Source organism: Methylothermus subterraneus, assembly GCF_054656915.1.
Window position 1 is genome coordinate 16,133 of record NZ_BAAHXK010000002.1, and the last position, 18,638, is coordinate 34,770.

Below are 18,638 nucleotides of genomic sequence, written 5' to 3' on the forward strand. Positions count from 1 at the left end.
ATCGATTGCGGTAGGTTAAGATTCCCATCCTACCTCCACCAGCCGGCGGCGCCGCGCCTCGGGCAAATGCACGACGTTGGGGCAGTCCCGACGGTGGATGGTGATGCGGTGATGCACAGTCAGGTAGCCGATCACTTCCTCTCCGGGGGCCGGCCTGCAGCAGCGGGCGAGCTGGGTCAACAGGCGGCAGACGCCTTGGACCTGAAGGCTCAAAGAGGTTCTGGCTTGAGCGCTCTCCTGGGATTTAGGGCGAGCGGTTTGGACTGCAGTCGAGGCGCCAAGAAAGCGCAAAGCGGTGGTCAGCTGAGCGCGCGTGATTTCCCCGCGGCCTAAGGCTTGCCACAGTTCTTCCGGCCGATTAAGGCGGAAGCGCTGGAGGAGCTCTGGCCAGCCAATCGCCTTAAGGCCTAGCCGGCGCAATTCCCGCTCCAGGCGCGCCCGGCCTACGCGGCAGAGAGTTTCGGCTTCTTTCTGTTTGAACCACTGGCGGATGCGATGGCGGGCAGGGTCGGTTCGGACCCACTCCAGCCAGCCTCGGTTCGGGCCGCCCTCTTTGGCGGTCAGGATCTCGACTTGCTCGCCCGTCTTGAGCCGGTAGTCGAGCGGCACGATGCGCCCGTCCACGCGCGCACCGCGGCAGCGGTGGCCGACCTCGGTGTGGATGGCGTAGGCGAAGTCGACGGGCGTTGCCCCCTCGGGCAGGCAGAGGACCTCTTGCCTGGGAGTGAGCACGAAAACCCGGCCGGCGAACCAGTCCCCCCCTTCCCCGGTCTTGAGAGAGCGGCGCAAGGCGGCGATCGTGTGCTCCAGCACCGGGTCCCGACGGCCGCCTTCTTTGTAGCGCCAGTGGGCCGCTACCCCGTATTCTGCCAAGGCGTGCATGGCCTCGGTGCGGATCTGGATCTCCACCGGCAACCCCTTAGGCCCTTGGATCACGGTGTGGAGCGACTGGTAGCCGTTGTCTTTGGGGCGGGCGATGTAATCGTCGTACTCCTCCAGGATAGGCTCCCAGTGTTCGTGGACGAGCGCCAGGACGCGGTAGCAGGTGGGGATGTCGGCCACGATCGCGCGCACCGCGTTGAGGTCGTACAAGCCGGAAAAGCCCACGTGCTTGCGCTGCATCTTTTTCCAAATGCTGTAAAGGTGCTTGGGGCGTCCCTGGATGTTGGCCGCTATGCCGGCGCGCTCGAGGAGCGATTTGAGCTTGGCGATGAAGTCGCGCACGTACTCTTCCCGGCTGGCGCGGCTGGCAGCCAGCTGGAGAGCGAGCTGGCGGTAGGTTTCAGGCTCCAGAATGGAAAACGCCAGATCTTCGAGTTCCCACTTGAGCCGGTGCACCCCCAGCCGGCTGGCCAAGGGCGCGTGGATGCTTAAGGTTTCCCGAGCAAAAAGGCGCGTGTTGGGGTCGTGCTCGCCTAAAGCCAGGCGTAGAGTTTCCAACCGGCGGGCGAGGACGATGAGCAGCGGGCGCACGTCGTTGGCCAGGGCCAGTAGCAGGCGTCGCCACATTTCCGCCTGGCGCGGCTGGTCCAACCTTTCCTCTGGGCACGCGAGCTGCTCTAGGCGATGGATTTTCTCCACCCATTCGGCCACGCGCGGGCCAAAATCTTCCGCCAGAAGCGCACGCTCAAGGCCTGTATCGGCGAGCAGCGCTGCCTGCAGGGTGAACGCATCGGCCCAGATTTCCTTTAGCGCCTGGGCGACGGCGAGGGCCAAAGAGCGGCGCTTAGGATCGGCCGCCAGCGTATGCGCCAAGGCGCGCCCGAGGGCTTCTTTTTCCTGGGGCGGATAGCCGCAGCCTAAGCTCTGCTGCAAGCTGAAGGTCGGCTTCACGGACCGCGGCGCGTACTCTAGCAGCTCAAAAGCCATCGGGGCACTCCTTAAGTAGGCGAGATCGTTTTCTTTGAGACCGGGGCAGGAGTAAAGTTCGCTCGTTGCATGAATAAAAATCTTAAGGGATTCGGATCGTGCCTGCGGCGATCACTACCGCTTTGCCGCCGATGCGCAAGCTGAGCTTGTCTTGGCCTTTGTGGTCCATCTCCAGGTTAAGTAGGCTGCGGCGGCTGCTCTTGCTGCCCCGTTCCACGGTGAACGCGTAAGTCCCTTGGCGCAGCTGGGGAAAAGAACACAGATAGCCGCAAAACGCAGGCATCGCTTCACCTACCGGCGGGTCTTCTTTGGGGCCGATATTGGGGCCGACTAGGCGCGCGCGGAAATCGGCTTGCGGTTCGCGCGTGCGCGGGCTAAACAGCAGGATCTCTTGTGCGGCGGTGGCCGGCGCGGTGGACTCAGACCAGCGTTTGAAATCGAAGACGACTTGTTCTACGGCCTCGGCGCGCACCAGTGGAACGATCAAAAACGGCCGCCCGCAGGAAGCGATTTTGGGGGTAAAGCGCTTGGTTTCGATCAGGGTGGACTTGAGCCCCAACATCGCCGCCAGCTCCTCGATCGGCGGGGTAAACGAGTCTACGATCGGCTCGACAGTCAACGCCAGGGCGACTTGCTTTAGCCCCGTCGAATCGCAAAGAAAGTGCATGGGCAAAAGGCCGCGCCGGGTTTCTAGCAGAATGCGGGTAGCGCCAGCACTTTCCGCCACTGTCCCGCTTTGGGCGAGGACGAATCCGGCGGCGATGAACGCTTGCGCGGCGAACTCGACCTCCCGGTACGGGGTGAAAAGACGTGCTAGATAGCTGGCCTGTGGGTTTTCCGGGGGCAACAGAAAAACGCTGTGGGGAAGATTTAATTCGCCGGCCAGCTGCTGCATCTGCCGCTCGCTCAAGGATTCGGCCTTGGGGAATACCCCGACCTGAGCGCCGTTGAACGGCTCGCGGGTAAAGGCGTCGGCGAGGTAATAGATCACCGCCGTCATGCGTTTTCCCCCTGTTTTGGCAGGCCGACCTGAACCCAGCCGTCGACGATCCGCACCGGGTAGGTGGGGACAGCTTGGCTGGCGTCTTCCAGGCAACGCCCGCTCTTCAAGCTGAAGTGCTGCTTATAAATCGGCGAGGCGACTACCGGCTCCCCACCGAGGCTGCCGGTCAGCCCACGCGACAGCACGTTGGCGCCGCTGAACGGATCGTAGTTGCCAATAGCATACACCTGATTCAGTTGGGTAAGGTAAAAAATCGCCACCTGCTCGCCGTTCACCAGGGCGCACACCCCGGCATCGGGTTCCAAATCCTCGACTCGGCAAACCGAGATCCAGGCGGTTTGGGGGCATTTTCCGCTCAAGAGGCCTCCTCTGCGATCGGAATTTTCCTCAGGCGCTGTTTTTCTGCCAACGTGGCCGGGCGGATCTGGCCGCGCTCCTTAACGAAGACCACGTTGTCGTCGCTGGCTTCGCTGTTGACGAAGAAACGAAAGCGCCGCCTTAAGATTTCCTCGTTTTCCAAAGTCTTTTTCCACTCGCACTCATAGGTAGCGATCAGGCGCTGCATCTGTTGTTCTAATTCGGCACAGATGCCTAATTTGTCCTCGATGATCACCTCGCGCAGGTACTCTAAGCCGCCTTCTAAGTTCTCCAGCCACACCGAGGTGCGCTGCAGGCGGTCGGCGGTGCGCACGTAGAACATCAGGAAACGGTCGATATACTTGATCAGGGTTTCAGTATCCAAATCGGTGGCGAATAGGTCCGCGTGGCGCGGCTTCATCCCGCCGTTGCCGCCCACGTACAGGTTCCAGCCCTTGTCGGTGGCGATCACACCCACGTCCTTGCCCTGGGCTTCGGCGCATTCGCGGGTGCAGCCGGAGACGGCCATCTTGATCTTGTGGGGGGCGCGCAGGCCCTTATAGCGGTTCTCGAGCAGGATCGCCAGCCCTACGCTGTCTTGCACGCCGTAGCGGCACCAGGTGGAACCGACGCAGGATTTGACCGTGCGCAGCGCCTTGGCGTAGGCGTGGCCGGACTCGAACCCGGCTGCGATCAGATCCCGCCAGATCGCCGGAAGCTGCTCCAAGCGCGCGCCGAACATGTCTATCCTCTGGGCGCCGGTGATTTTGGTGTAGAGGCCGTATTTTTTCGCCACCCGCCCTAAGACAATCAGCTTGTCCGGGGTGATCTCCCCGCCCGGGACGCGCGGTACGACCGAATAGGTGCCGTCTTTTTGCATATTGGCCAGCCGGTAGTCGTTGGTGTCCTGCAGCTTGAAGTGCTTGTCGGACAGGACGTATTCGTTCCAGTAGGACGCCAGGATCGAGGCCACCGCCGGCTTGCACACGTCGCAGCCCAAGCCTCGGCCGTGTTTGGCGAGCAGTTCGTCGAAGGTTTTGATTTCCTCCACCCGGACGAGGTGGTAAAGCTCTTGGCGGCTATAAGGGAAGTGCTCGCACAGGTCCTTTTTGACCGCGACCCCGCGCTTTTTGAGCTCGTGTTCCACCAGCGACTTTAACAGTCCGGCGCAGCCGCCGCAGCCGGTGGAAGCCTTGGTTTGGGCCTTGATCTCGGCCAGGGCGAGCACCCCTTGGTCGATCAGCTCGACGATCTTACCCTTGGTGACGTTGTGGCACGAGCATACCGTGGCGCCGGCCGGAAGCGCCTCCGGCCCAAGTCCGGCGGGTTTTTCTGCCAAGTCAGGAAGGATCAAGCGATCTGGTGGTTCGGGAAGATCCAGGCCGTTTAAATAATACTGAAGGAGGGTGTCGTATTGGGATGTGTCCCCCACCAGGATCGCGCCCAGGAGCTTTTTGCCGTCGGCGCTGACGATCAGGCGCTTGTAGATCCCGTCGCGTTCGTTTTGGTACACGCAGTTCAGGGAACCCGGAGTGCGGCCGTGGGAGTCGCCGATGCTGCCGACTTCTACCCCAAGCAACTTGAGCTTGGTGGAAAGATCGGCACCGGTGAAGCGGACGTCCTTGCCGTTTAGGTGGTCCACCAACACGCGCGCCATCCGATAGCCCGGCGCCACCAGTCCGAAGATTTGGTTGTGCCACAGCGCGCATTCGCCGATGGCGTAGATCTCGGGGTCGGAGGTCCTCAGGCAATCGTCGACGACGATGCCGCCGCGCGATCCGACCTCTAAACCACACTTGCGGGCCAGCTCATCGCGCGGGCGGATCCCGGCGGAGAAGACGATCAGGTCGGTTTCCAGGCTTTCGCCGTCAGCAAACTCCATCCGCAAGCGCCGAGAGGTGCCGGAAGCGATGTTGACGGTGTTCTTGCCGGTGTGCACCTTGACTCCCAAGGCTTCGATCTTACGCCGCAGCAAAGCGCCGCCGCCGTCGTCCAGTTGCACCGCCATCAGGCGCGGGGCAAATTCCACCACGTGGGTCTCAAGCCCTAAGTCCTGCAGTGCCTTGGCCGCCTCCAGGCCAAGCAGGCCGCCGCCCACCACCGCCCCGATGCGGCTTTTAGCTGCGGCTTCGGCGATGTGTCTTAGGTCCTCGATGGTGCGATAGACAAAGCATCTTTCCCGGTCGTGGCCAGGGATGGGCGGTACGAAAGGATACGAGCCGGTCGCCAACACCAAAAGATCGTAAGAACATACCGCCCCTTTTTGGGAGCGGATGAGCTTTTGGCTGCGGTCGATCTCGATCACCTTGTCGCCCAAGTGGCAGGTAATGCCGTGGGCGCGGTAAAAATCCAGGCTTGCGAGCGCGAGGTCTTCGGGATTGCGGCTGGCAAAATACGCGGTCAGATGCACCCGGTCGTAGGCGGGGCGCGGTTCTTCGCCGAAGATCACTAAGTTGAACTCGCCGGCGCGCTCGGATTGCACCAGGGATTCGACGAAGTGGTGGCCGACCATGCCGTTGCCGATGACGATCAGGGTTTTGCGTGGCATATTGGCACCTCAATTAGATTGCAATATTGATATAGGCATTAATTGTGCCAATAATAAAAACCGCTTGAGGGCGAACCAGCGTTCGGCAATGTGCACCATCACCGTGCAGCCGCAAGGACGTCTGCCCAAAGAAGCGGCGGTGCCGGTAAGACAAAGCGATCCCTTCTCGCTTTCGGCAGCGTGCTCTCCAACGACAAGTACGCCAGGCGCACGTTCGATTATCTGATCGTCAATCCACCCTACGGCAAGGATTGGAAGCGCGACGAAGAGGCGGTTCGCGCCGAACACGAAAGGCGCAAGCGGTCGGTTCGGCCCAGGGCTGCCGCGCATCAGCGACGGACAGCTTCTGTTCCTGCTGCACCGCCCTTATCTCCGCCGAGGTAACGGGTAAAATCGATGTCCGAGAAACGCGAGAGGAACATTTCGAGGAGGTGTCGCGAGACAAGTAGTTTTGTACCCCGGAGAAGACGGCTGCTGGGTCGCGGAGTGCCCGAGTCTTCCCGGCTGCGTGAGCCAAGGAAAGACGAAAGAAGAGGCCATCGCCCACGTCAAGGAGGCGATCGCGGCGTATGTCGCGGCGCTGGAGGAGGACCACCTGCCGGTGCCGCCGGAGCGGTTCGAGACATCGTGGTGGCGGTGTGACCAAGCTGCCGCAAATCGGCGGGGGCCTTATACGGGGACTACGCGCCCGGCGGCTACCACCTGACGGCGCCCCAAGGAGTACGACCGCGCGCTGTGCCCCATCCCCCGCGGCGTCCTCGATTTCATCGGTGGCGGGTGTCTTTGAGCGCGTCCCCTTCCAGGTTTAGTTCGCTGATCTTGCGGGTTAAGGTGTTGCGCCCATAACCCAACAGCCGGGCGGCGTCTTGGCGGCGCCCGCGGGTGTGGCTTAAGGCGGCCTGGATCAGGATGCGTTCGGCTTCGGCGATGGCCCGTTTGGCGACGTTGCGTTTGCCCTCGCGCAGCTGTTGGACGGCCCACTGCGACAGGTGCGCCTGCCAATCGCCGGCGGTGGCGGCGGTCGGGGCGGGGGAGGGTTTTGCCATCAGCTCCGGCGGCAGGTCTTCCAGGTAGACGGTTTGACCGGGCGCCATCACCGTCAACCAGCGGCAGGTGTTTTCCAGCTGGCGCACGTTGCCGGGCCAGTCGAGGCGGCTGAGGTACTCCTCCACTTCGGGACGCAGGGTTTTGGGTTCGGTGCCAAGTTCTTTGGCGATGCGCGTTAAGAAATGGCGCAGCAGCAGCGGGATGTCTTCGCGCCGTTCTCGCAGCGCTGGGGTGTGGATGCGGATGACGTTGAGGCGGTGGTAGAGGTCCTCGCGAAAGCGGCCTTGGGCGACTCGTTCCTCGAGGTTCTGATGGGTGGCGGCGATGATGCGCACGTCCACCCGGCGTGGAGTGTAGGAGCCAAGCGGATAGAATTCCCCATCCGCCAGCACCCGAAGCAAACGGGTCTGGAGCTCGGCGGGCATGTCGCCGATTTCGTCTAAGAACAGCGTGCCGCCGTCGGCCTGTTCGAAGCGCCCGATGCGGCGCTGGATGGCGCCGGTGAACGCGCCTTTCTCGTGCCCGAACAGCTCCGACTCCAAAAGATCCTTGGGGATGGCCGCCATGTTCAGGGCAATGAAAGGCGCCTCGCGGCGGGGGCTGTGGCGGTGCAGGGCGCGGGCAATGAGTTCCTTGCCGGTGCCGGACTCGCCGGTGATCAGCACGGTGATCGGCGAGCGGGCGAGGCGGCCGATGGCGCGGAACACCTCCTGCATGGCGGGGGCTTCGCCGATGATCTCGGGGATAGGGCCGTGGTCGGCGTCTCCCGCTTCCGGGACGGGGCGGCTCTGGCAGGCCCGCTGCACTACCTGCACCACCTCTTCCAAGTCGAACGGCTTGGGCAGGTACTCGAACGCGCCCCCGTGCAGGGAGGCGACCGCGCTGTCCAAGTCCGAGTGTGCGGTCATCACGATCACCGGCAGGTCGGGGTGGCTGCCCTGAAGGCGCTGTAACAGCTCCAGACCGTCGATGCCCGGCATGCGGATGTCGGTGAGCAGCGCTTTAGGCCTTTGGCGGCGCAGTAAAAACTCAGGCTCGGCCGCATCGGCAAAACAACGGACCTTGAAACCGGCTTTTTTCAGGGCCTTGTCCAGGACCCAGCGGATTGACTGATCGTCGTCGATTACCCAGACTTCATCAGGCATGAGAGCCCTCCAACGGTAAATAGACGGCAAAACACGTCCGGCCAGGCTGCGACTGGCACTCGATCATCCCGCCGTGGCGGGTGATCAGGGTCTGGGCGATGGGCAGTCCCAGCCCAGTGCCGCCCACGCGGCCGGTGATCATGGGATAGAAAATCTGGTCGATGAGTTCCGGAGGAATGCCCGGGCCCGGGTCGATCACCTCCACCCGCACCACCTGCCGGTAATGGCGCTGGCGGATGGTGACGCGGCGCTGGATGCGGGTGCGCAGGGTGATCTCGCCTACGCCCTCTAAGGCTTGGGCGGCGTTGCGGGCGATGTTGAGGAAGGCCTGGATGAGTTGGTTCAAGTCGCCTGAGATCGGCGGCAGGCTGGGGTCGTAATCGCGCCGGACGGAAAGCTTGGGGTATTCCGCCATGAGGATCTGGCGCACCCGTTCCAGGACTTGGTGGATGTTGAGCTCGACCCGCTTGAGCGGCTGATCCGGCGCCAACAGGCGGTCGATCAGAGCGCTTAGGCGGTCGGCTTCGGCGATGATCACGTCGGTGTACTCGGTCAACGCCGGATCGGCCAGTTCGGCGGCCAAAAGTTGGGCCGCGCCGCGCAGCCCCCCCAAAGGGTTTTTGATCTCGTGGGCTAGGCCGCGCAGCAGTTGATGCACGATGTTCTGTTGGATTAAGCCGCGCTCGTCCCGGGAGAGTTGCTGGTAGCGCTCCACGTCTTCGATTTCCATCACCACCGCCTCCACTTGCTCGCCTTGAAACAAGGGGGTCATGGCGCAGTGTACCGGAAGGAGACGCCCCGGCAACTGCAAAGGCAGGTTGCGCTCTACCCGCGGGGCGCCGCTGGCGATGGTGTGGGCCAGGTCTAGGGCGAGCTTCTCCCCCTGGGGGCCGAACAACTCCACCGCCGAAAGTCCCAGGCTTTGGCGAGCGCTGATCTGCAGCAGCATTTCTCCCGCGGGGTTAAGGTAACGCAGGCGCCCGCTGCGGTCGAACAGCAATACCGCGTTGCCCAGGTGCTCGAGGATGCGTTGGTAGAGCGATTCTTGCGCCATCAAAAAGTTTTTAAGCAAATAAAATGCCTGAATTTTAAAAGCGGTTTTAAAAAGTAAAGGCAGTGGCTTGCCCCACAATGGTGCAAAAAAATTCAAAAAAGCGCACGCTGGAATTCAATTCAATTCGAATTAACCTCATTCCTAAATGGCACAAAAGATGCCTTGGTTTCTTTGACAACGGTCAAAGCATGAGGAATGGCGATGAAACTGGTAACTGCGATCATCAAGCCCTTTAAATTGGACGACGTGCGCGAGGCCTTGTCGGAAGTGGGCGTCTCTGGGATCACCGTGACCGAGGTCAAGGGATTTGGCCGCCAAAAAGGCCATACCGAACTCTATCGGGGCGCCGAATACGTGGTCGATTTCCTGCCCAAGATCAAGATCGAAGTGGCGGTCACCGACGAGCAGGTGGAACGGGTGGTGGAGGCCATCAGCAACGCCGCCCGCACCGGCAGGATCGGGGACGGCAAGATTTTCATTTCGAACTTAGAGCACGTGCTGCGCATCCGCACCGGAGAAACCGGGGCAGAGGCTCTATAGTAAAACAAGGATCAGGAGATATCATGAGAAAATTCATAGTTCTGTTTATTCTGGCTTTTTGGGGCTTGGTGCCTCCCGGATTGGGGCATGCCGAGGAAGGCACCACCCTCACCGCTCCGGAAACGCAGGCGGTAACTGCACCTTTGGCCGAAGAGAAACCGCCGGCTTTGGATACGGGAAGCACGGCCTGGATGATCGTCGCGACCGTGTTGGTCATCATGATGACCATTCCGGGATTGGCCCTGTTCTATGGCGGATTGGTGCGGGCCAAGAACGTGTTGTCGATCTTGATGCAGGTGTTCATCACCTTTTGCCTAGTGTCGGTGCTATGGGCGCTGGTTGGTTACAGCCTGGCGTTCACTGAAGGACCCGCAAAACTCGATGCGGTGATCGGCGGATTTTCCAAAGCTTTCTTGAAAGGCTTGACGCCGGATACCCTAAACGGAGTCATTCCGGAATACGTGTTTTTAACCTTCCAGATGACCTTTGCCGCGATTACCCCGGCGCTCATCGTTGGTTCCTTTGCGGAGCGGATCAAGTTTTCCGCCGTGCTGTGGTTTATGGCGGGGTGGCTAATCCTCTGCTACGTTCCCATCGCCCACATGGTGTGGGGAGGTGGCTGGCTGGCAGACCTTGGGGCCAAAGATTTCGCCGGCGGCACGGTGGTCCACGTCAACGCAGGGATTGCCGGTTTGGTGGGGGCGCTCGTGTTGGGCAAACGCTTGCGCTACGGACGGGAGGCCATGCCGCCTCACAACTTGGGCCTGACCATGGTGGGGGCATCGCTTTTGTGGGTAGGCTGGTTCGGTTTCAACGTGGGTTCTGAACTTGCCGCCGACGGCATCGCCGGGATGGTCCTGGCCAACACGCAATTTGCCACGGCGGCCGCCGTGCTCGGCTGGATGGGGGTAGAATGGATCGCCAAGGGCAAGCCCAGCATGCTGGGCGCCGCGTCTGGGGCGGTGGCGGGTCTGGTGGCGATCACCCCGGCGTGCGGTTTCGTCGGGCCGATGGGGGCGATCGTCATCGGCGCGTTGGCGGGAATCGTCTGCTTTTGGGCGGTGGTCGGGCTCAAACCGGCTTTGGGTTACGACGATTCCTTGGACGTTTTCGGCGTTCACGGAATAGGCGGGATGATCGGCGCGATCCTGACTGGCGTTTTCATGGCTTCCGAACTGGGAGGCGTGGGTTATCCCGACGGCGTCTCCATGGGTGGCCAGGTAAGCAAGCAGGTCATCGCTACCGTAACTGCGATCGTGTGGACCGGCATTTTGAGCTTCGTTCTTTACAAGGCGATCGATGTGCTCTTGGGGCTTAGGGTCAGCGAGGAGGAAGAGCGCGAAGGCCTAGACATCAGCTCCCACGGCGAGAAAGCCTACAATTGACCCCTCCTCGTGGGGACGAGGGCGCCTTAAGGCGCCCTTTTTTTGTGCTTTCCCGATATTATAAAGCCGATTTTTGCTTTGTCGAGAGGCCAGCGTGGAACAAATCGTCGAGACCCGATACGCTTTGGATACCTTTTATCTGCTCCTCAGCGGGGTGCTGGTGATGAGCCTGGGGATAGGGTTTGCTCTCTTTCAGACGGGCCTGATGCAGGTGAGAAACGCCGCTGAGGTTTGGACCGCAAATCTGGCTTTGTATGCTGTAGCCTACCTTGCTTACTTGCTGGTCGGCTACCGCCTCATGTATCCCGAGGCCCCCTTAAATCCGCTCTGGCCGGGGATCGGTTGGGGGATCGGGCAAGACCATAGGGCGCAGGAAATCTTGCAGAGCCAAGGGGTCTTTTACTATTCGAAAATGGCCGATTTCTTTTTTCAGGCGGCCTTCGTTGTGACCGTCGTCGCCATCGTCGCCGGGGCGCTGGCCGGTCGGGCGAGGTTACTTCCTTCCTTGGTATTCGCGCTCGTTCTGACCGGCTTTATTTATCCCCTGCAAGGCTATTGGAAATGGGGGGGAGGATTTTTGGACGAGTTGGGTTTTTTGGATTTTGCCGGCGCCGGAGTGGTGCATCTGTGCGGCGCCGGGGCCGCTTTAGCCGGCGTGCTGCTCCTTGGCCCGCGCGCGGGTAAAGAAGGGGTGGAAAACGAGGTTGATCCTTCTCGCCACAATCTGCCTTTGGCGGGCCTGGGCGCTTTGATTCTGTGGCTTGGCTGGTTTGGCTTCACCGGCGGGGCGGAGCTTAAGGTTTCCGATATCGCCGAGGCCAACGCGGTCGCCCGGGTGTTCGTCAACACGCAAACCGCCGCCGCCGGAGGCGCGGTTACCGCACTCCTTGCTGCCCGTGCCTGGTCCGGCAAGGTCGATTGGCGCGCGTTGCTTAGCGGTCTGCTGGCGGGGCTGGTGGCGATTGCCGCCGAACCTTTGACTCCATTGCCTTGGCAAAGTTTGGGTGTGGGGGCGGTTGCCGGGGCGATTGCGGTGCTTTTCAGGATGGGTCTGGACAAACTGGGCCTAGACGATCCGATCGGTGTTCTGTCCATTCACGGCGCAGCCGCCCTTTGGGGATTGGCCGCGGTATGCCTGACCCATCCGCAAGCCAGGTTCGGCATCCAGCTGCTCGGCGCGGCGGCGATTTTAGGGTTTGCGTTTGCCGCAAGCCTTCTGGTTTGGTGGGCGCTCAAGCTTACGGTCGGAATCGGCCCGGAGCCAACAGGCGAGCGGCAAAACGCGTTTGAATAGGACTTATAAGCTGTAGTACAGGTCGAATTCGACCGGATGGGTGCTCATCCTAAGGCGCGTGACTTCCTGCATTTTGAGCTCGATGTAGGCATCGATCAGGTCGTCGCTGAACACTCCCCCGGCCTTGAGGAAGGCGCGGTCTTTATCCAGATGCTCCAGCGCCTGATCCAAGGAGAAGCAAACCTTGGGGATTTCCCGTTCTTCTTCCGGCGGGAGGTCGTACAAGTTCTTGTCCATCGCGTCGCCCGGATGGATCTTGTTTTGGATCCCGTCCAGGCCGGCCATCAGCATCGCCGCGAAGGCCAGGTAAGGGTTGGCGGTGGAATCCGGGAAGCGCACCTCGATCCGGCGCGCTTTGGGGTTGGCGATGAACGGCACGCGGATGGAGGCCGAGCGGTTGCGGGCCGAGTAGGCGAGCATCACCGGCGCTTCAAAGCCCGGCACCAGGCGCTTGTAACTGTTGGTCGAAGCGTTGGTGAAGGCATTCAGGGCGCGCGCGTGCTTTAAGATGCCGCCGATGTAGTACAAGGCAAGTTCCGACAGCCCGCCGTAGAGATCGCCGCTAAATAGGTTAACTCCGTTCTTGCTCAACGACTGGTGCACGTGCATCCCGCTGCCGTTGTCGCCGACCAAGGGTTTGGGCATGAAGGTGGCGGTCTTACCAAAGGAGTGGGCGACGTTCTGGACCACGTATTTGAGGATCAAGACTTCGTCGGCCTTTTTGGTCAGAGTATTACAGCGCACGCCGATCTCGCACTGCCCGGCGGTAGCCACCTCGTGGTGATGGACTTCGGTTTTGAGCCCCATCTCTTCCAGGGTTTCGCATATGGTCGTGCGGATGTCCTGCAACGAGTCCACCGGCGGAACCGGGAAGTAGCCGCCCTTGACGGCCGGGCGGTGGCCGATGTTGCCGCCCTCGTAAACCTTCTCGGTGTTCCACGAGGCTTCTTCCGAGTCGATTTCGTAGAAGCAGCGGTGAATGTCGGCGGCCCAGCGCACGTCGTCGAAGATGAAAAACTCGTTTTCCGGGCCGAACAGGGCGGTGTCGGCGATGCCGGTGGATTTCAAATAGGCTTCAGCGCGCTTGGCCAAAGAGCGCGGGCAGCGGCTGTAGCCTTCCATGGTCGAGGGCTCGACGATGTCGCAGCGCAGGATCAAGGTGGGCGTCTCGAAGAACGGATCGACCACCGCGGTGTCCGGATCCGGCATCAAGATCATGTCCGATTCTTGGATGCCTTTCCAGCCGGCGATCGACGAGCCGTCAAACATCTTGCCGGATTCGAAGAATTCCTCGTCGACGGTGTGGGCTGGGACGGTCAGGTGCTGCTCTTTGCCGCGGGTGTCGGCAAAGCGCAGATCGACAAACTTGATTTCTTTTTCTTTGATGATTTCAAATACCTTATCTACAGACATGGTTATCCTCTATGAGTTAGGGCTTGATTCGGCGCACGGCCTTAAGGGAATTAAGCACAAATTGTGCCATAAACAGGGCATCGTTTTTTTGTGCCGGTTTTTAAGATTTTCGATTTGCTTGCCCTAATTTGAAGCAGTTTTTGAGCGTTATTTGCACCAATCCAGGGCAGATTTTTTTAAGACAGCCCAAAGTATACCTGCACGTTGCCGATGAAAGGAAGTGTGGCGGCGGCTTGCCGAAGTTGGTTCAGGATGTCTTCCGCAGAAGTCTCGGAACTCAAAAGCGCAAGGGGAAGATAAACGTCTACAGCGATTTTGCCTTCCAAATAATGCAGGTTGATCTTTTGGATCTGGCGGGCGTAAGGCAAATGGCTCCAGGCTTTTTGGAGTTCGGCCAGGACTTGAGGGCGCAGCGGCAGGCGCAACGGGGGTTGGTTTAGATCGCGCTCGGCGTCGATGTGGACGGTCACGTCGCTGATCTCTTCAAATTGCTCGAGCAAAAGGTCGCGCACTTTGTCGGCGATGGCGTGGCCTTCGGAGACAGAAATTTCCGGCGAGACTTGGATGTGTACGTCCAGCAAAGCTTCGCCGGCCATCTGGCGGCTGCGCAGGGAGTGTAAGGATTTGACGCCTTCGGTGCTCAGGATGGCCTTTTCGATCTGCCGCACCCGGGTCGCCGGTAGGCCCGTATCCACCAGCTCGCGGGCGCTGTCTAGGATCAGTTCGAAGCCGATTTTGGCGATCATCAGGCCAACGACGATCGCGGCCACCGCGTCGGCAAAGCGGTAGCCGTACAAGCTTCCGACGATGCCGGCCACGACCACGAGCGAGGACACCGCGTCCGAGCGATGGTGCCAGGCGTTGGCGCGTAACAAGCGCGAGCCGGTGCGGTGGGCTACCTTGAGGGTATAGCGGTACAGCCCCTCTTTGACCAGGATCGAGGCGCCGGCAGCGAGGAGCGTCCAGCGGCTCGGTAGCCACAAGGAGGCCTCCTGCTGCAGGCGCTCAGCGGCGTCCAAGATCACGCCGGCGGCCACCGCCGCAAGGACCAGCCCCAACCCGATCGCCGCCGCGGTCTCGAATCGGCCGTGACCGTACGGGTGGGTCTCGTCGGCGCCTCGGCCGGCGAGGCGCAAGGTGAAGAAGACCAAGGCGTCGGTGGCCAGGTCGGAAACCGAGTGGATGCCGTCCACGATCAAGGCTTCGGACCGGCCATAAATCCCGCCGGCGATTTTGCCCGCCGCCAACAGCACATTGACCGCTGCCCCCATCAGGGTAACGTGCAGCTTGGCCTCAAGCAGCTTGGCGCGGTGCAAGGTGGTGCTCATCTAAGCGCGAGCAGGACGTGGTATTGGTCGCCTTGCTGCCAGGTCTTTAGTAGCTCATGGCCGTGGACCCGGCACCAGGCGGGAACGTCCTGGAAAATTCCGGGGTCGGTGCCGATCAGTTCCACCCGAGTGCCAGGAGGAAAGCGCTTGGCGGCGTCTTGGAGGCGGATCACCGGCAGCGGGCACAACAAACCGCGCGCATCGATGCGTTCGTAGGTCATAGCAGCCACTCTTCTGGGATCTCGTAAGGCTTGAGGGGAGCAATGCGGAAGCGGTATTCCTCTTGCGGGGTGGCTGCGAGGACCTCGACCTCCTCGGCCTCGCGCCCTTGACTGTAGCGGGCGACGATGCGGGCGGCCAGGATCAGGTCTTCGGCGGTAGGGTGGCCGTCGATCAAGGCGAGCGGGCCGGGATGGCTGAGCGGATAAAGATGCGCGAACCGTTTTTTGTAGCCGCTTAAAAAGCGGCTCTCGCCTTCTTCGCGGGCGATGATCAACTTGAATTGAGGGCGGGGGCGAAGGTGACGGCCGACTTTGAGGAGCAGGATGTCGTCCAGCTCGTAGCGCTTGTCGCCGCGGGCTTGCCACAGATCGGCGAGCTTGCGGGAATAATTCTCGTCGGTGAGAAAACAACAGCCGCCGGCGGGCTGGGCATAATCGGTCAGGCCGAACGCCTTGGCCAGTTCCATCTGGGGTTTGCGATTGCGCCCGCAAAAATCATAGAGCCGGTTGCGGTCCACCCAACCTTCCCGCTCCGGTTTGGTGGGCGGCAGGTGCTTGGCGCACAAAGGTCTAAGCAGCAGGTCGTCGGCGCCCGATTCGCACGCGACCAACGGCATGGTATCCTTGCGCTGGGATTTGGGGCGCTGGCCGATTACCTCCCCGGTGACGATAAAATCGAACCCATGCTCGATCAGCCATTGCTTGGCCTTGCGTACCATAAAGATCTTGCAGTCTAAACACGGGTTAAGGTGGGCGCCATAGCCGTATTTGGGATTGATGACGATTTCTTTGTATTCTTCGCTGACGTCTAGAATGTGGAGTTTGATCCCAAGCTGCTCGGCCACCCATAAGGCGTTGTTGCGCTTTGCTTTTTTGCGATCGCGCTGGCGAATGGCGTGCGTGTGGCCTTCCACGCAAAAACCCGTAAAGAAGTTGATCCCTTCCACGTAAATGCCCTGGGCCTGGATGACTTTAGCGGCGAGCATGGAATCTAAGCCGCCGGAGATCAGGGCGATGGCTTTGCGTTGCTGGCTCATAACGCAAATCTTGTCGTATCGATTAAAAAACGAATTGTACCACCTCAAACCCGATTGAGTTCGGCAGGACAATAAGGATGAATAAAACCCGATTTTTAAGCCTGGCTACGGCTTTTGAGGGCGGATTGATAGGTGTGGCGTATTTGCTGGGGGTGTGGGTGGGGATCGATCCCTGGGCCGCATTTCGCTGGCGTGCCGATGCGATCGCTTTGGGCTTGCTCGGCACGTTGGGGCTGCTGGTCTTTTTTGGCGTTTTGTATCGCTGTTCGTGGACGGAGCTTGAGAAGATTAAACGGCTGTTGCTCGATATCCTAGGTGGGGTACTGGCCTCTTGCCGTTGGTACGAGTTGGCCTACGTCGCCGTCCTGGCCGGAGTCGGTGAGGAAATCTTGTTCCGCGGCGTTCTGCAACCTTGGTTGGAAGGGATGTGGGGAAAACTTCCGGCCTTGTTGCTCAGCAATCTCCTGTTTGGTCTGGCGCACGCGGTGAGCCCCTTGTACACCTTGCTGGCGGCGCTGACCGGGATGTATCTTGGTTGGCTCCTGGATGCAGGAGGAGAACGCAACCTACTGATCCCGATGTTCGTGCACGCCGCCTACGATTTGGCCGCTTTCTTCATCGTCGCGGCGGCCTATCGCTCTGAGCGCACCGCTTAAGTTCTAAGTCGTTTTAAGGCAACTTTTGTTGTTCAAAGGCACGCTTGACGAAGCGCGGCCAGCTTTTTATAGTGCCTCAAACTTTGTGGGGAATTGTGGGATTTTGTGGAGAGTGGGGGGTGTTTCGTGGAATTTATGCGCTTACCTTGGATGAAAAAGGGCGTTTGGCCATCCCCGCCAAATACCGCGAGGTTTTGCAGCGTGAGCACGATGGCCAAGCGGTAATCACCATCGCGATCGACAATCGTTGTCTTTGGTTGTACGGCTTATCCCAATGGCAGGCGCTCGAGCGGCAGTTGCTTTCCCTACCCTCTGTCAACTCCCATGTCCGCCGTCTGCAGCGGCTGTTGATCGGCCACGCCAGCGAGTGCGCCTTGGACGGACAGGGGCGTGTTCTGGTGGTTCCCCCGTTGCGTAAATACGCCAATTTGGACAAAGCCGTGGCCTTGGTCGGTGTGGGCGGCAAGTTTGAAATTTGGGACGCGCAGACCTGGGACATCCGCCGCAACGTCTGGGTGGAAGAAACCAATCTGACCGAGCTTCCGGATTCTTTGGATTGGAGCGCTCTTAAGCTTTGACCATGGATGCGACCGTTCATCGACCCGTCATGCTGGAAGAAGCGCTGGCGGGGTTGGCGATTCGTGAAGACGGGGTGTACGTAGATTGCACCTTCGGGCGCGGAGGACACAGTCGGGCGATTCTCGAGCGGCTAGGATCTTCCGGGCGCTTGATCGCGCTGGACAAGGATCCGGAGGCCATCGCCTCGCCCGAGGCGCAAGGTTTAAGGCAGGATCTGCGATTTACCTTGATCCATGCGGATTTTAGCCAGCTTAAAGAAATCGTCGAAGCGCTGGGTTATAGAGGCAAGGTTTTGGGCGTGCTGCTCGATCTTGGCGTTTCTTCGCCGCAGTTGGACAACCCCGAGCGCGGCTTTGCCTTTCTTCGCGATGGTCCTTTGGATATGCGTATGGATCCGCGCGCTGGGATGAGCGCCGCGGACTGGCTGGCGCGCGCCGGGGAACGCGAGATCGCCGAGGTTTTGTGGCGCTACGGGGAAGAGCGCTTTGCCCGTCGGATCGCGCGGGCGATCGTGGCGGCGCGCGCGCTTGAGCCCCTCACCCGCACCCGGCAGTTGGCGCAGTTGATCGAGCGCAGCGTCCCGCGGCAAAAATGGCGCAAGCACCCGGCTACCCGCGCTTTCCAAGCGCTGCGCATTTTTGTCAACCGCGAGCTCGAGTGCCTCGAAGCGGTGCTGGCGCAGGCGGGGGAGATCCTGGCCCCGGGCGGACGGCTGGTGACGATCGCGTTTCATTCGCTAGAGGACCGGATCGTCAAACGCTTCCTCCGGGAGGCTTTGTCCCTGCACGCCTTGGGCAAACAGCGGCCGAGCGCGTGGGAGATAGCTCACAATCCCCGCGCGCGCAGCGCCCTCCTTAGGGTCGCCGAGCGGCGAGGATGAACGCGTGGGCGTGGGCAGGTGTGGCGCTGGCGCTTTTGGTGACTGCGTCGGCGGTGATCGTGGTGCATGGCAAATATCGCAGCCGCCTGTTAGTCAACGAAATTCAACAACTGCAGGCGCAATTGGATGCGTTTGAAGTCGAATGGGAACAGTTATTGCTGGAAGAACACGCTTTTGCCGATCCGGCGCGGATCGAACGCTTGGCCCGAAGCCGGTTGCGGATGGGGGTCCCCCAAGCCGATGAGATCGCCTACCTCCCTCTGTCCCGAAAGCTCGATTGAC

General features: G+C 60.7%; 19 protein-coding genes. 8 read left to right on the forward strand and 11 right to left on the reverse strand.

What is annotated here, in order from left to right; all coding sequences use genetic code 11:
• Positions 1–15: 15 nt before the first annotated feature.
• The 5 genes from ACYQ3M_RS01915 to ACYQ3M_RS01935 form a co-directional block, all read right to left on the reverse strand.
• Entirely contained in the window at positions 16–1,869 is a 1,854-nt protein-coding gene (locus ACYQ3M_RS01915; RefSeq protein WP_460034358.1) for a RelA/SpoT family protein, read from the reverse strand.
• Positions 1,870–1,951: 82 nt separating this feature from the next.
• Positions 1,952–2,869 carry a PhzF family phenazine biosynthesis protein gene (locus ACYQ3M_RS01920; protein WP_460034359.1) on the reverse strand — a complete coding sequence of 306 codons (918 nt, stop codon included), beginning with the start codon at positions 2,867–2,869 and terminating at the stop codon, positions 1,952–1,954.
• The gene (nirD, locus tag ACYQ3M_RS01925) at positions 2,866–3,231 is read right to left on the reverse strand and encodes a nitrite reductase small subunit NirD (protein ID WP_460034360.1); all 366 of its coding nucleotides are present in this window, start codon (positions 3,229–3,231) and stop codon (positions 2,866–2,868) included. The genes ACYQ3M_RS01920 and nirD overlap by 4 nt, the downstream gene beginning before the upstream one ends.
• On the reverse strand, positions 3,228–5,777 hold the full coding sequence (nirB, locus tag ACYQ3M_RS01930; protein ID WP_460034361.1) for a nitrite reductase large subunit NirB: 2,550 nt from the start codon (positions 5,775–5,777) through the stop codon (positions 3,228–3,230). Before nirB ends, nirD begins: the two co-directional genes overlap by 4 nt.
• Before the next feature lie 9 nt (positions 5,778–5,786).
• The gene (locus tag ACYQ3M_RS01935) at positions 5,787–6,107 is read right to left on the reverse strand and encodes a hypothetical protein (protein WP_460034362.1); all 321 of its coding nucleotides are present in this window, start codon (positions 6,105–6,107) and stop codon (positions 5,787–5,789) included.
• Between the two features lie 121 nt (positions 6,108–6,228).
• Between ACYQ3M_RS01935 and ACYQ3M_RS01940 the strand changes: the two genes are divergently transcribed.
• Positions 6,229–6,483: a type II toxin-antitoxin system HicB family antitoxin gene (locus ACYQ3M_RS01940; RefSeq protein WP_460034363.1), complete on the forward strand. Its 255-nt coding sequence runs from the start codon at positions 6,229–6,231 to the stop codon at positions 6,481–6,483.
• Between the two features lie 58 nt (positions 6,484–6,541).
• Here ACYQ3M_RS01940 and ntrC read toward each other — a convergent pair whose 3' ends face one another.
• Both ntrC and glnL read right to left on the reverse strand, forming a co-directional pair.
• Complete coding sequence (gene ntrC / locus ACYQ3M_RS01945; RefSeq protein ID WP_460034364.1) at positions 6,542–7,969, reverse strand: nitrogen regulation protein NR(I); 1,428 nt, start codon at positions 7,967–7,969, stop codon at positions 6,542–6,544.
• Positions 7,962–9,023, reverse strand: coding sequence for a nitrogen regulation protein NR(II) (gene glnL, locus ACYQ3M_RS01950; RefSeq protein WP_460034365.1), 1,062 nt, complete (start codon positions 9,021–9,023; stop codon positions 7,962–7,964). Before glnL ends, ntrC begins: the two co-directional genes overlap by 8 nt.
• A 201-nt stretch (positions 9,024–9,224) precedes the next feature.
• Here glnL and glnK point away from each other — a divergent pair, with 201 nt between their 5' ends.
• From glnK to ACYQ3M_RS01965, 3 genes are all read left to right on the forward strand, one after another.
• Complete coding sequence (glnK, locus tag ACYQ3M_RS01955; RefSeq protein WP_460034366.1) at positions 9,225–9,563, forward strand: P-II family nitrogen regulator; 339 nt, start codon at positions 9,225–9,227, stop codon at positions 9,561–9,563.
• 23 nt (positions 9,564–9,586) lie between these two features.
• Positions 9,587–10,948 carry an ammonium transporter gene (locus ACYQ3M_RS01960; protein WP_460034367.1) on the forward strand — a complete coding sequence of 454 codons (1,362 nt, stop codon included), beginning with the start codon at positions 9,587–9,589 and terminating at the stop codon, positions 10,946–10,948.
• A 94-nt stretch (positions 10,949–11,042) separates the two neighbouring features.
• Positions 11,043–12,242 (forward strand): ammonium transporter family protein, encoded by a 1,200-nt coding sequence (locus ACYQ3M_RS01965; RefSeq protein ID WP_460034368.1) that lies wholly within the window; start codon positions 11,043–11,045, stop codon positions 12,240–12,242.
• A gap of 3 nt (positions 12,243–12,245) precedes the next feature.
• On the opposite strand, the gene glnA is transcribed toward ACYQ3M_RS01965, so the two are convergent.
• The 4 genes from glnA to ACYQ3M_RS01985 all read right to left on the reverse strand — a co-directional run bounded on the left by glnA (position 12,246) and on the right by ACYQ3M_RS01985 (position 16,241).
• Complete coding sequence (glnA, locus tag ACYQ3M_RS01970; protein WP_460034369.1) at positions 12,246–13,655, reverse strand: glutamate--ammonia ligase; 1,410 nt, start codon at positions 13,653–13,655, stop codon at positions 12,246–12,248.
• Positions 13,656–13,831: 176 nt separating this feature from the next.
• The gene (locus tag ACYQ3M_RS01975) at positions 13,832–14,983 is read right to left on the reverse strand and encodes a cation diffusion facilitator family transporter (RefSeq protein WP_460034370.1); all 1,152 of its coding nucleotides are present in this window, start codon (positions 14,981–14,983) and stop codon (positions 13,832–13,834) included.
• Positions 14,980–15,204: a sulfurtransferase TusA family protein gene (locus ACYQ3M_RS01980; RefSeq protein ID WP_460034371.1), complete on the reverse strand. Its 225-nt coding sequence runs from the start codon at positions 15,202–15,204 to the stop codon at positions 14,980–14,982. The genes ACYQ3M_RS01975 and ACYQ3M_RS01980 overlap by 4 nt, the downstream gene beginning before the upstream one ends.
• Positions 15,201–16,241 (reverse strand): tRNA (5-methylaminomethyl-2-thiouridylate)-methyltransferase, encoded by a 1,041-nt coding sequence (locus ACYQ3M_RS01985; protein WP_460034372.1) that lies wholly within the window; start codon positions 16,239–16,241, stop codon positions 15,201–15,203. The genes ACYQ3M_RS01980 and ACYQ3M_RS01985 overlap by 4 nt, the downstream gene beginning before the upstream one ends.
• A gap of 77 nt (positions 16,242–16,318) precedes the next feature.
• Between ACYQ3M_RS01985 and ACYQ3M_RS01990 the strand changes: the two genes are divergently transcribed.
• From ACYQ3M_RS01990 to ftsL, 4 genes are all read left to right on the forward strand, one after another.
• The gene (locus tag ACYQ3M_RS01990; RefSeq protein WP_460034373.1) at positions 16,319–16,897 is read left to right on the forward strand and encodes a CPBP family intramembrane glutamic endopeptidase; all 579 of its coding nucleotides are present in this window, start codon (positions 16,319–16,321) and stop codon (positions 16,895–16,897) included.
• A 71-nt stretch (positions 16,898–16,968) separates the two neighbouring features.
• Positions 16,969–17,475, forward strand: a complete 507-nt coding sequence (gene mraZ, locus ACYQ3M_RS01995; RefSeq protein ID WP_460034374.1) for a division/cell wall cluster transcriptional repressor MraZ — start codon at positions 16,969–16,971, stop codon at positions 17,473–17,475.
• A 2-nt stretch (positions 17,476–17,477) separates the two neighbouring features.
• Complete coding sequence (rsmH, locus tag ACYQ3M_RS02000; protein ID WP_460034375.1) at positions 17,478–18,356, forward strand: 16S rRNA (cytosine(1402)-N(4))-methyltransferase RsmH; 879 nt, start codon at positions 17,478–17,480, stop codon at positions 18,354–18,356.
• The gene (ftsL, locus tag ACYQ3M_RS02005) at positions 18,353–18,637 is read left to right on the forward strand and encodes a cell division protein FtsL (RefSeq protein ID WP_460034376.1); all 285 of its coding nucleotides are present in this window, start codon (positions 18,353–18,355) and stop codon (positions 18,635–18,637) included. Before rsmH ends, ftsL begins: the two co-directional genes overlap by 4 nt.
• Position 18,638 lies beyond the last annotated feature (1 nt).